Raw genomic sequence first — 14,166 nt, forward strand, 5'->3', positions numbered from 1 at the left:
CCCACTTAAAGCCTCGAAGGTCAACCGGATGACGAACAAGACCGCACACCACCTCGAAGATGTCTACCCGCTGTCACCGCTGCAGCAGGGCATGCTGTTCCAGAGCCTGCTGCACCAGGAATCCGGGGTGTACCTGATGCAGGATCGCTACCGTATCGGCGGCGAGCTGTCGGTGGAGGCGTTCCTCGAGGCCTGGCGGCAAGTGATCGGTGCCCACCCGGCACTGCGCACCAGCTTCCTGTGGAAGACCCAGAAACAGCCATTGCAGGTGGTTCATCGTCAGATCGCCGACCCGGTCGAATACATCGATCTCGAAGGCCTCGCCCCCGAGCAGCAGGAGGCCCATATCCAGGCCCTGCTGCAACAGGAGCAGCGCAACGGTTTCAACCTGGCCAAACCACCGCTGATCCGCGTGCGCCTGGTACGCCTGGGCGCCGGGCGCCACGAAATGATCCGCAGCTTCCACCACATCCTGATGGACGCCTGGTGCATCTCGCTGATCATGGTCGACTTCATCGACGCCTACGCGGCCTTGCGCCAGGGGCGGGCAGCGAGCGTGCGCAAGCCGCGTCCATACCGTAACTACATCGCCTGGCTGCAGCAACAGAGCCTGCCCGAAGCGCAGGCCTTCTGGCAGCAGCAACTGCAGGGACTGGACGCACCGACGCCGCTGGTGATTGAACGCCACACCCGGCAGAGCCAGTACCGCGAAGCGGTGCTGGTCGACGACACCCTGATCCGTTTCGACGCCCAGCAGACCCGTGACCTGACGCACTTCTGCCAATCCCGCCGGATCACCCCCAACACCCTGTTCCAGGGCGCCTGGGCCTTGCTGCTGAGCCGCTACAGCGGCCTGCGCGACGTGCTCTTCGGCGTCACCGTGTCCGGTCGCCCGCCGCAATTGGCCGGCGTCGAGGACATGATCGGCTTGTTCATCAACACCCTGCCCTTGCGCGTGCGCATCGACGAACAGCAAGATCGCACCTCCTGGCTGCAGGAACTACAACGCCACAACCTGGCGCTGCGCGAGTTCGAGCACAGCGCCCTGGTGGACATCCAGGGCTGGAGCGATTTCCCGCGCGGCGAGGAGTTGTTCGACAGCATCCTGGTCTACGAGAACGCCCCCATCGACGACAAGCTGTTCAGCGGCGAGCTGAGCTTCAGCCTGGACGACATGGAACACAGCGTGCACACCCACTACGGCCTCACCGTCGTGGTCATGCCCGGCGAGCGTCTGACCGTACGCATCTCCTATGATCGCCGGCGCTTCGCCCGCAACAGCATCGAGCGCCTGCTCGGCCACCTGCGCCAGATCGTTCTCGGCATTCTCGCCGAGCCCACTGCCAGCCTGGCCTCGCTGCAACTGCTGAGCGCAGAGGAGCGCCAGACGCTGCTGCTGGACTGGAACGACACCGCACACAGCTTCCCTCTGGATCGCACCTACGCCAGTCTGTTCGCCGAACAGGTGGCGCGCCAGCCGGACAAGGCCGCCGTGGTCTGCGCGGGCGAGTCGCTCAGCTATGCCGAACTGGACGCCCGCGCCAGCCGCCTCGCCGCTGCGCTGATCGAGGCCGGCGCTGGCCCCGACCTCCCCGTGGCGCTGCTGGCCGAACGCGGCCTGGCCCATCTCACCGCGCTGATCGCCATTCTCAAGGCCGGCGCCTGCTACCTGCCGCTGGAGGTCAAGCACCCGACGCAGCGCCTGGCAGAAATCCTCGAACTGAGCCAGGCACCGCTGATGCTGATCGGTGACAACCAGGGGGCACTGGCCGACGAGCTGTGCAGCCGCCTCAGCAACGCAGCGCCACAGTGTCTGGCCATCGAAACACGCTGGCTGCAAGGTGAGGTGCCCAGCCTCGCACCGCGCGGCACGCCGGACGACCTCGCCTACGTGATCTTCACCTCCGGCTCCACCGGCACGCCCAAGGGCGCCCTGGTGGAACAACGCGGCATGCTCAACAACATGCTCGGCAAGGTGCCGACCCTCGGCCTCGGCGAGCATGACCGCATCGCCCAGACCGCCTCGGTGGCCTTCGACATCTCGGTCTGGCAGTTGCTCGCCGCGCCGCTGCTCGGCGCCACCGTGCATATCCTGCCGGATGCCGTCAGCCATGATCCCGAGCGCCTGCTGCAAGCCCTGCAGGATGAGCACCTGACTCTGTGGGAGGCAGTGCCGGCGGTGATTCGCGGCGTGCTCGCCGCCAGCACGCCGGCCACCGACCTCAGCGCCTTGCGCTGGCTGCTGCCCACCGGCGAGGCCCTGCCACCGGCCCTGTGCCGCGACTGGTTCGCCCGTTTCCCCCATGTGCCGTTGATGAATGCCTACGGCCCGGCGGAGTGCGCGGACGACGTGGCCTTCCATGCCATCAGCGCAGCCTCCGATGAACAGGCCCAGGCCATGCCCATCGGCCGGCCGACGCCGAACACCGAGCTGTATGTGCTCGACGATGCCCTGCGCCCGGTGCCGGTGGGCGTGCCTGGCGAAATCTGCGTGGCCGGTGCCGGCGTCGGCCGTGGCTACCTGCACGATGCCGAGCGCACCCGCGCCGCCTTCGTCGATCACCCGCTGCGCCCCGGCGCACGCTTCTACCGCACCGGCGACCTCGGCCGCTACCGGGCCGACGGTGTGATCGAATTCCTCGGCCGCCGTGACCAGCAGGTGAAGATTCGCGGCCATCGCATCGAACTGGGCGAGATCGAGGCCAAGCTGCAGCAGCACCCGGCCGTGAAAGCCGCCGCCGTGGTGGTGCAGGCCGATGCCCGTGGCGAGGCGCAACTGGTGGGCTACTGGGTCGCGCACGAGGGTCATGCCCTCGACGCCACGGCGCTGAAACAGACGCTCAACGGCCAGTTGCCGACCTACATGGTGCCGCAGCACCTCGTCCAGCTCGACGCCCTGCCCCTCAACGCCAACGGCAAGGTCGACCGCAAACGCCTGGCCCAGCGCGAGCTGGACTGGAACATGGCGACGAGCGAAGCCACGCCGCCGGCCACGGCCACCGAACAGGCGCTGCATGGCATCTGGCAGGACACCCTGGCGCTGGAGCACTTCGGCGTCACCGACAGCTTCTTCGCCCTCGGCGGCCACTCGCTGCTGGCCACCCAGGTGCTGTCGCGCATCCGCGCCGCCTTCGCTGTCGAGCTACCGCTCAAGACCCTGTTCGAGTGCCCCAGCGTGCGTCAGTTGGCCCAGGCCATCGATCAGCAGAAACGTCTTCAGGACAGCGCACAGCCAGCATCCGACGACATCGTGGCGCTGCCTCGCCCCGAGCGTCTGCCGCTGTCCTTCGCCCAGCAGCGCCTGTGGTTCGTCGAGCAACTGAACCCCGGCAGTGCCCATTTCAACATTCCCTTCGCCCTGCGCCTGAGCGGTGATCTCGATGTCGAGGCCCTGCGCACCAGCTTCCAGTGGCTGATCGAACGCCATGAAGTGCTGCGCACCGCCTTCCCCAGCGAGGGCGGGCAGCCCTGCCAGCGCATCATCGAGGCATTGACCTTCGAGCTGCCGCTCGCCGATTTTACAGACACCAGCGAAGCTGCCGTGCAACGCGAACTGCAAGCCTGGTTCGCCCAGCCCTTCGACCTGCTGCAGCCACCCCTGCTGCGCGCCCGCCTGCTGCGCCTGGGCGCGCGCGAGCATGTACTGGCCATCACCCTGCACCACCTGGTGTCCGATGCCTGGTCGGCCACCCTGGCCCTGCGCGAGCTGACCCAGTTCTATGCCGCCCTGCACGCCGGCCAGGCGCCGCAACTGGCGCCGCTGCCGCTCCAGTACGCCGACTACAGCCTGTGGCAACAGCAGCGCCTGCAACCGGCGGCGCTGCAACCGCACCTGGACTACTGGCAGAGGCAACTGGCCCGCGACGACGACAGCGACTACCTGCTGGAGCTGCCCTCCGACCGGCCACGTCCGGCCGCCCAGTCGCACCGCAGCGGCATGCTCGCCACCGGCCTGTCGCCGCAGGCCAGCGAACGTGCCCGCGCGCTGGCGGCACGCCTGCAGCAATCCACCTACAGCCTGGTGTTCGCCGCCTTCGCCACCTTCCTGCACCGCATGAGCGGCCAGGATGACCTGATCCTCGGTACGCCGGTGTCCAATCGCGACCGTGCGCAAACCCAGGCGCTGCTCGGCATCCTGCTCAACAACCTGCCGATCCGCGTGCGTTTCCAGGGCCAGTCGACTTTCGCCGAACTGGCCCGCCAGGTCAGCGAAACCCTGCTCGAGGCCCAGCATCACCAGGATCTGCCCTTCGAGCGCCTGGTCGACCACCTGGCGTTGCCACGCCGTCTCAGCCATGCCCCGCTGTTCCAGGTGATGATCGCCCAGCAATTGCCCATGGAGCGCCGGGTGCGCTTCCCCGACCTCGACTTCGAGGTGCTGGACACCCCGCTGAGCCATTCGGAATACGACCTCGACCTGCACATCGTCGCGCCAGCGCAGGGCGCCATCGAACTCAACCTGATGTTCGCCCTCGACCTGTTCGAGCCGGCCACCGCCGAGCGCTGGCTGCAGCGCTTCGTGCACCTGTTCGAGAGCATGCTCGAAGCTCCCGAGCGGCCGCTGGGCGAGCATCGCCTGCTCGATGCGCGGGAATGGCAGCGCACCCTGCACGAGTGGAATGACAGTGCCTGCGAACTGCCGCCTACGCCGAGTATCCTCGATGCCTTCGAGGCGCAGGTGGCCCGTTCGCCGCAGACAATCGCGGTGCAACAGCGCGCCCTCAGCCTCAGCTACGCCGAGCTCGATGCCCAGGCCAACCGCCTGGCCCACCATCTGCGTGGGCAAGGCATAGGCAGCGGCCACTGGGTCGCCCTGTGCCTGGACAAGACCCCGGAGCTGGCGGTGGCGATACTCGCGGTGCTCAAGTGCGGCGCGGCCTACGTGCCGATCGACAGCGCCTATCCGCTAGAACGTATCCGCTACATCCTCGATGACTGCGCAAGCAGCCTGTTGCTCACCGATGCCGAGCTGGCGGCCCGCCACGCCGACCTGCCGGTACGCCAACTGGTGCTGGAGCACCTGTCGGCGGAACTGGCTCAACTGCCGGCCAGCGCCCCCGTGCGCGACCTCGACGGCGCCGCGCCCTTCTACGCCATCTACACCTCCGGCTCCACCGGCCAGCCCAAGGGCGCGGTGGTCACCCATGGCGGGGTGCGCAACCTGCAGCACTGGTACCTGCGCACGCTGGGCTGGCGCCAGGGCGACAAGATGCTGCTGGCCAGCGCCACCGGCTTCGACCTGACCCAGAAGAATATCTTCGCGCCCCTGCTGTCCGGCGCCACGCTGGTCATGCCCAGTGCCCAGGGTTACGAGCCGCAGGCGCTGCTGCAGGACATCCGCGAGCAGCGCATCACCCTGCTCAACGGCGCCCCCAGCGCCTTCTACCCGCTGCTGGACCTTGCCGCAGCCGAGCACTGGCGCGACCTGGCCAGCCTGCGTGCGCTGGTACTGGGTGGCGAGCCGATCCGCATGGAACGCCTGCGCCCCTGGCTCGACAGTGGCAATGGCCATTGCCGGATACTCAACAGTTACGGCCCCACCGAATGCACCGACGTGGTCGCCTGGCACGAGGTGGACAGCGAGGCGGTGGATGCGCCGCTGCCCATTGGCCGCCCGGTGGACAACACCCAGCTCTACGTCCTCGACCGCTACGACCAGCCGCTACCGGTGGGCGTGCCCGGTGAAATCTGCATCGCCGGTGCCGGCGTCGGCCCTGGCTACCTGCACCGTGAGGCGCTGACCGCGGCCAGCTTCGTCGCCAACCCCTTCGACCCAGGCCGCTTGTACCGCACCGGCGACCTGGGCCGTTACCTGGCCAATGGCGAGCTGGAATTCCTTGGCCGCAAGGACTTCCAGATCAAGCTGCGCGGTCTGCGCATCGAGCCTGGCGAGATCGAACAGGCGCTGCTGCGCCTGGACGGCGTGCGCGACAGCCTGGTGCTGGTGCGTGACGAACGCCTGCTGGCCTACGTGCTTACCGAGGGCGGCGCGCCAGTGCAGAATGACTGGCGTGAACGCCTGGCTCGCTTCATTCCCGCCTACATGCTGCCGCAGGCGTTGCTGGCCCTGACCGAGTGGCCATTGAGCGCCAACGGCAAGATCGACCGCCGCGCCCTGCCACAACCCCAAGCCGAGCACGACGCAACGCTGCAGGCGCCCCAGGGCGAGCACGAGCAACGCCTGGCCGCGCTGTGGGCCGACACCCTGCAAGTGCCAGTGGAACAGATCGGCCGGCAGTCCAACTTCTTCCACCTGGGCGGGCACTCCCTGCTCGCCACCGTGCTGCTGACCCGTATCGCCGAGGCCTTCGCCAGCGCGCCGAGACTGCGCGAGCTGTTCGAGCGGGCGACCCTGGCCGAGCAGGCCCGGTTGATCGCGGCCGCGAGCGAGCAGCCAGCCTCGTCCTTGCCGACGCTGCAGGCCGGCCCACATCCGCAGCGCCTGCCGCTGTCGTTCGAGCAGCAGCGCCTGTGGTTCCTTGAGCAACTGGCGCCCGGCTCGAGCGAGTACAGCATCAACACGGCGCTGACGCTCACCGGCGAGCTCGATGTCGAGGCCTTACGCCAGGCCTTTGAGACGCTGGTCGAACGCCACGCCATCCTGCGCAGCCGCCTGCTGGATGACGACCAGGGCGGCCAGTTGCTGATCGATGCGCCAAGCCGTTTCGAGCTGGCCGTGGAGGACCATGCAGGTCCTGCGGCCGACTGGGCCAAGTACCAGCGCCAGGCCGCCGAGGCCGAGTCCGCACGCGCCTTCGACCTGACTCATGAGCACCCGCTGCGGGTGCGCCTGCTGCGGCATGCCGGCGCCAACCAGGCCCTGTTGCTGCTCAGCCTGCACCACTGCGCCGCCGACGGCTGGTCGGTGCAGGTGCTGCTCGACGAACTGGCCGCCAGCTACCAGGCCGCTCGCGAAGGCCACCGCATAGAGCTGCCGGCGTTGCCGGTGCAATACGTCGACTACGCCCTGTGGCAACGCAGCGAGGCGCGTCAGCAGGTCTATCGCCAGCAACTGGAGTACTGGCAGAAGCGCCTGGAAAACGGCGACTACCGCCTCGAGCTGCCCACCGACCTGCCGCGTCCGGCGCACCTGGACAACCGCGCCGGCACCTGCTTCGCCCAGGTACCGCCAGCCCTGGCCGAGCGCCTGCGGCGCTTCGCCCGCGAACGCGACGTCACCCCGTTCGTGCTGCTGCTGGCCAGCCTCAAGCTGTTCCTCGGTCGCTACAGCGGGCAGCAGGACCTGCGCATCGGCACGCCGGTGGCCAACCGCCGCCTGCACGCCGTGCAGCCCTTGATCGGCTGCTTCGTCAATACCCTGGTGATCCGCTCCGAGCTCACCCCCACGCAGCGCTTCGGCGCCTACCTGGCCCAGCTCAGGAAAACCGTGCTAGACGCTCAGGAACATCAGGACGTGCCCTTCGAGCAGGTGGTCGAACACCTGGCGCCGGAACGCGACCTGGCGCCCACGCCTCTGTTCCAAGTGGCCTTCGTCATGCAGAACAGCACGCGCGCCTCGCTCGACTGGCCAGGCCTGCGCCTGCAGCCCCTGGACATTCGCTCGCCAGCAGCCAAGTTCGACCAGAACTGGGAAGTGCACGACGACGGCGAACAGCTCTCGGTGATGCTGGAATACCGCGCCAGCCTGTTCCACGAATCGACCATGCAGGCCTGGCTGGGCCAATGGCTGGCCTTCCTGGAACAGCTACCGCAAGCCGTGGACACACCGCTCGCGCAACTCACGCCCTTGAGTGAAGCGGATCGCCAGCGCCAGTTGCAGCACTGGAACGACACCGCGCGCCACTACCCCGGCCCCGCCACCCTGAGCGAGGCCCTGGCCCGCCAGGCGCGGCACAGCCCGGAGGCGCCAGCGCTGGTCTACGAGGGCGAAACCCTCAGCTACGCCGCCCTGCACCAGCGCGCCGACCAGTTGGCACAGGCCCTAGTCGCCCAGGGCATCGACCGCGAACAGGTGGTCGCCGTATGCATGGAGCGCAGCATCGACCTGGTGGTGGCCCTGCTGGGCATCGTCAAGGCCGGCGCCGCCTATCTGCCACTCGACCCGCACCTCCCGCCGGCACGCCTGGCCTTCCTGCTGGAAGATGCCGCCTGCCCGCTGGTGCTGACCCACGCCACCTGGCGCGAACGCCTGCCCGAGGCAGTGCCGGCCTGGTGCCTGGAGCAACCGCTGCCGGTGCATGGCGCAATGGCGCAGCCAGCGGCCAACCAGCCCGGTGATCTGCTGTACGTGCTCTACACCTCCGGCTCCACCGGCCAGCCCAAGGGTGTGCTCAACGAGCACGGCGCCCTGATGAACCGCCTGCACTGGATGCAGGACGCCTTCGCCATCGGCGCCGGTGACCGCGTGCTGCAGAAGACCCCGTACGGCTTCGACGTGTCGGTGTGGGAGTTCTTCTGGCCGCTGATCAGCGGCGCCTGTCTGGTACTGGCGCGCCCCGGCGGGCATCAGGACAGCGGCTACCTGATGGAGCTGATCCAGCGCGAGCGCATCACCACCCTGCACTTCGTGCCCTCGATGCTGCAGGCTTTCGTCAGCGAGCCAGGCCTGGAAGGCTGCACCTCGCTGCGCCAGGTCTTCGCCAGTGGCGAGGCCCTGCCACTGGCCCTGCAACAGCGCTTCCAGGCGCGTCATAAGGCACGCCTGATCAACCTCTACGGCCCCACCGAAGCGGCCATCGACGTCAGTTGCTGGATCTGCGACCCGGCCTCGCCCCTGGGTTTCGTACCGATCGGCAAACCCATCGCCAACCTCAAGCTGTACATCCTCGACCCGCACCTCAACCCGCTGCCGGTGGGCGCCGTCGGTGAGCTGTACATCGGCGGTGTCGGCCTGGCCCGTGGCTATCTGAACCGTCCCGAGCTGACCGCCGCGGCCTTCGTCGACAGCCCCTTCGAGCCGGGCCAGCGCCTGTACCGTACCGGCGACCGCTGCCGCTTCCTGGCCGATGGCAATATCCAGTACCTGGGTCGCCTCGACCATCAGGTCAAGCTACGCGGCCAGCGTATCGAACTGGGCGAGATCGACGCCGCCCTGCTCGCCCAACCCGGCGTACGCGAGGCCGTGACCGTACTGCGCGACGACCTCGGCACGCCACAACTGGTGGCCTACCTGGTGGCCAGCGAAAACGGGCTGGACGTCGCCCGGCTGCAGGCCGAGCTGGCGCAGACGCTGCCGGCGCATATGCTGCCGAGCGTACTGGTGGAACTGGCGGCACTGCCGCTCAACGCGAACGGCAAGCTGGATCGCAAGCAACTGCCACGACCACAGCTAGAACAGGTCGAGGCAGCGCTCGAAGCGCCATTGGGTGAGGTCGAGCAGCGCATGGCCGCACGCTGGGCCGAGTTGCTGGAAGTGCCGGTCGAACTGATCGGCCGCGACAGCCACTTCTTCCGCCTGGGCGGGCACTCGCTGCTGGCCACCCTGCTGCTCGCCCGGCTGCGCCAGGAATACGGCCAGGCGCCGGCCCTACGCCAGTTGTTCGAGCAGCCGACGCTGCGCGCCTTCTGCACCCTGATCGGCACCTCGGCCACCCGCGCCGCCGCCGAGCTGACGCCACAGCCACGCCCCGAGCGCCTGCCGCTGTCCTATGCCCAGCAACGTCTGTGGTTCCTCGAACAGCTCAACCCGCACGCCGCCGAGTACAACATTACCTCGGCCGTGGAACTCAGCGGTTCGGTACGCCTCGGCTGGCTGCAGCAGGGCCTGGCCGAGATCATCGCCCGTCACGAGGTACTGCGTGGTCGCCTGCTGGAGCGCGGCCAGGGCGCCGAGCTGCTGATCGATGCTGAGAGCCGCGCGCACCTGGCCATCGAAACGCTGGCCGAAGCGGACTGGGATGCCCAGGTCGCCCGGCGTATCGACGAGGAATCCCGGCAACCCTTCGACCTGGCCGCCGGCCCGCTGATTCGCGGCTGCCTGCTGCACAGCGAACACCGCACCCTGCTGCTCCTGACCCTGCATCACACGGTAGCCGACGACTGGTCGATGCAATGCCTGATCGACGAGTTGGCCGAGTTCTATCGTGCGCGCAGCGAGCAGCGCGAGGCACGCCTGCCGGCCCTGCCGGTGCAGTACGTCGACTACGCCCTCTGGCAGCGCCTGCCAGAGCAGGCCGAACGCTACCGCCAGCAGTTGCAGTACTGGCAGAGCGTGCTCGGCGATGGCGACTATCAACTGGAGCTGCCCAGCGACCATCCGCGCCGTGCCGAGCCCGACAGCGCCAGCGGCTTCCATGCCCTGGTGCTGCCCGATGCCCTCGCCCAGCGCCTGCGCCAGACCGCTCGGCAGCAGGGCGTGACGCTCTACGTGCTGTTGCTGGCAGCGACCCAGGTATTGCTCGGTCGCCTGGCCGGTCAACGCGACGTGCGTATCGGTACCGCCGTGGCCAACCGCGACCTGGCCCAGACCCAGGCGCTGATCGGCTGCTTCGTCAACACCCTGGTGATCCGCGCCGAGGTCGACCCGCACCAGGCGTTCGAGCACTTCCTGAAACAGGTCGGCGAACGCGTGCTCGCTGCCCAGGAGCATCAGGAGGTGCCGTTCGAGCAGGTGGTCGATGCCCTCGTCAGCGAACGCGACATGACCCGCACGCCGCTGTTCCAGGTGCTGTTCGCCATGCAGAACGCGCGCCTGCGCAGCGACGCCTGGGCACCGCTGAGGTTGCGCGAAATGGAGGTGCCCTCCAACGCTTCGAGCTTCGACCTGAGTTGGGAGGTGCACGATGACGGCCAACGCCTGTCGCTGCGTCTGAAGTACAAGCGCCAGTTGTTCGAGGCCGACACCATCATGCGCTGGGCCGATACCTGGCAGCAGTTACTGGGCGAAATAAGCAGCAGCCCTCTGGCGAAGCTGGGCGAGCTGGATCTGCTCGGCGCCGCCGAACGCGACCAGCAGTTGCAGCAGTGGAATGCCACCACCAAGACCTACAGCGGCCCCCATAGCCTGGCCCAGGCCCTGGCCGAGCAGGCCATACGCAGCCCGGATGCGCCAGCGCTGGTCTACGCCGAGCAGCGACTCAGCTATGCCCAGTTGCATGCCCGCAGCGGTGCCGTGGCCCGCGAGCTACGCGAACGCGGCGTGGGCCGCGAGCAGGTGGTCGCGGTGTGCATGCAGCGCTCGGTGGAAATGGTCGTCGCCCTGCTCGGCATCGTCCGTGCCGGTGCCGCCTACCTGCCACTCGACCCGGAGTTGCCGCCGGCACGCCTGGCGCTGATGCTGGACGATGCAGGGCCGGCCCTGACCCTGGTGCAACCGGGCACGGTGTCCTGCCTGCCGGCCGGCACGCCACACTGGTGCCTGGATGTCTCGACGCTGGAAGACGGCCCGCAGCCCGAGCCGATCAACCAGCCCGGCGACCTCGCCTACGTCATCTACACCTCGGGCTCCACCGGCCAGCCCAAGGGTGTGCTCAACGAGCATGGCGCGCTGATGAACCGCCTGTACTGGATGCAGGACGCCTTCCCCATCGGCGCCGACGACCGCGTGCTGCAGAAGACCCCCTACAGCTTCGACGTGTCGGTGTGGGAGTTCTTCTGGCCGCTGATCAGCGGCGCCTGCCTGGTGGTCGCCAAGCCCGACGGTCATCGTGACAGCCATTACCTGGCCGAACTGATCCAGCGCGAACGCATCACCACCCTGCACTTCGTACCCTCGATGCTGCAGGCCTTCGTCGGCGAGCCGCAGTTGCCACGCTGCACCTCGCTACGCCAGGTGTTCGCCAGTGGCGAAGCCTTGCCGCTGGAGTTGCAGCAACGTTTCCAGGCGCGTCATCCGGCACCTCTGATCAACCTCTACGGCCCCACGGAAGCGGCCATCGACGTCAGTTGCTGGATCTGCGACCCGGCCTCGACCCTGGGCTTCGTGCCCATCGGCAAGCCGATCGCCAACCTCAGGCTGTACATCCTCGACGAGACGCTGGCGCCGCTGCCGACGGGTGCGGTGGGCGAGTTGTACATCGGCGGTGCCGGCCTGGCCCGTGGCTATCTGAACCGGCCGGAACTGACCGCCGAGCGCTTCGTCGACAGCCCGTTCGACGCCGGCCAGCGCCTGTATCGCACCGGCGACCGCTGCCGCTTCCTGGCCGACGGCAACATCCAGTATCTGGGTCGCCTCGACCATCAGGTCAAACTGCGCGGCCTGCGCATCGAGCTGGGCGAGATCGATGCCGCCCTGCTCGACCAACCCGGCATCGAGGCAGCGGTCACCGTGCTGCGCGAGGATCTGGCCACGCCGCAACTGGTCGCTTACCTCTGCGGCCCCGAGGCCCTGGATGTCGAAGCGCTCGAGCAGCGCCTCGGCCAGCAGCTCCCGGCGCACATGGTGCCGGCGTTCATGCTGCAGTTGCCGGCCCTGCCGCTGAGCAGCAACGGCAAGATCGACCGCAAGGCCCTGCCCAAGCCGCAAGTGGAACGCCAGGCCCGTCAGCAGCGGGCACCGAGCAACGCCACCGAAGAGGTGCTGTGCCGCCTGCTCGGCGAACTGCTCGGCATCGAAGCCCCGAGCGTCGACGACAACTTCTTCGCCCTCGGCGGCGACTCCATCCTGGGGTTGCAGTTCATCGCCCAGGCCCGCGCCCAGGGTATCGGCCTGACGCCGCGTCAGTTGTTCCAGCAGCGTACCCTGGCCGACCTCGCCCTGGTCGCCAACCCGGTCGAACAGTGCCAGGCCGAACAAGGCGTGCTGGACGGCGAGGCGCCCCTTCTGCCGATCCAGCACTGGCTGCTGGAACGCCACCTGGCCGAGCCCGGCCACTGGAACCAGTCGGTTCTGCTCAAGCCCAGCCGCCCCCTGCAGGCCGAGGCGCTGCAGAGCACCTTGCAACTGCTGGTCGAGCAGCACGACGCGCTGCGCCTGCGCTTCACCCGTGAAGAGGGTCAGTGGCGCCAGCACTATGCCGATGCCCGCCAGGCCGTGGGCTTCGCCCAGGTTCGCCTGGCCGAGCCCTGCACGGCGCAGGCCCTGCGTGATTGCATCGCCGAACGGGTCGAGGCGACCTTCGACCTGGCCAGCGGCCCGCTGATCCGCGCCTTGCTGATCGATCTGGCCGACGGCCAGCAGCGTCTCTATCTGGTCGCTCATCATCTGGTGGTGGATGCAGTGTCCTGGCGCCTGCTGCTGGAAGACTTCAGCCAGCTCTACCCGCGCCTGGCCGCCGGCCAGAGCGCCGAGTTGCCGGCCAAGGCCAGTTCCTACCGGCAGTGGGGCCAGCGCCTCTGGCAACAGGCCGCCAGCCCGACCGTGCAGGCGCAACGCGACTACTGGCTGCAGCAGATACGCCCCGGGCAATTGCAGGCGGATCAGCCGCAGGCCGACAACCGCGTGGCCGACGAAGTGAGCCTGAGCGCCATGCTGAGTGTCGAGGAGACCCAGGCGCTGCAACAGGCACAGGGCAGCTATCGGACCCAGGGCCATGAACTGCTGCTCGCCGCCCTGGCCGGTGCGCTGCACGAATGCTCGGGGGCCAGGGCCATCGGCATCGACCTGGAGGGCCATGGCCGCGATGCCGCGTTCACTGAGCTGGATGTCAGTCGCACGGTGGGCTGGTTCACCCAGCTCTACCCGGTGCGCCTGGAGCTGCCGCAGGGCAGCGACACCGGCGCGCTGATCGTCGCGGTCAAGGAGCAGTTGCGTGCCGCCGCCGACAAGGCCATGGGCTACGGCCTGCTGCGCCACCAGGCCGAGGCGCCGCTGCCGGCGCACCACCATTCGCTGCTGTTCAACTACCTGGGCCAGCTCGACGGCGTCGAGGGCGGCGGTCTGCTGCAACTGAGCGACGAACCGCTGCCGCCGACCGTCGCCGCCGACTCGCCGCGCAGCCACGATCTGGAAGTGGTGCTGGCGGTCATCGGCGGGCGCCTGCAGGTGGAAATGAAGTTCGCCGGCCTGCGCTATGCGCCGGCCAGCCGCGAGCGCCTGTTGCAGGCCTACCTCGCGCACCTGCGCACGGTCATCGGCCACTGCCAGGGCAACCAGGCAGGGCAACTGTCGCCAACCGACTTCCCGCTGGCCAAGGCGCTGAACCAGAAGAACCTGGACACCCTGCTGAGCAAACTCAAGAGCAAACCGATCTCGCAGAGCTAGCAGGCGTTGCGCCGGCCGCCCCAGGGCGCCGGCGCCCGTCCTGCACTCCACACGTTTTCACGGCC

Annotated in this window: 1 protein-coding gene; it reads left to right on the forward strand. The window is 68.4% G+C overall.

Annotated elements, in window-relative coordinates; all coding sequences use genetic code 11:
• Positions 1-28: 28 nt before the first annotated feature.
• Positions 29-14,101, forward strand: coding sequence for a non-ribosomal peptide synthase/polyketide synthase (locus tag JWV26_RS01275; RefSeq protein ID WP_206418199.1), 14,073 nt, complete (start codon positions 29-31; stop codon positions 14,099-14,101).
• Positions 14,102-14,166 lie beyond the last annotated feature (65 nt).

Origin of the sequence: Ectopseudomonas toyotomiensis, assembly GCF_017167985.1 — a bacterium.
Taxonomy (GTDB): Bacteria; Pseudomonadota; Gammaproteobacteria; order Pseudomonadales; family Pseudomonadaceae; genus Aquipseudomonas; species Aquipseudomonas toyotomiensis.

Coding starts and splice junctions, on each gene's coding strand:
- JWV26_RS01275 (WP_206418199.1), top strand. CDS start 29: ATGACGAACAAGACCGCACACCACCTCGAAGATGTCTACCCGCTGTCA.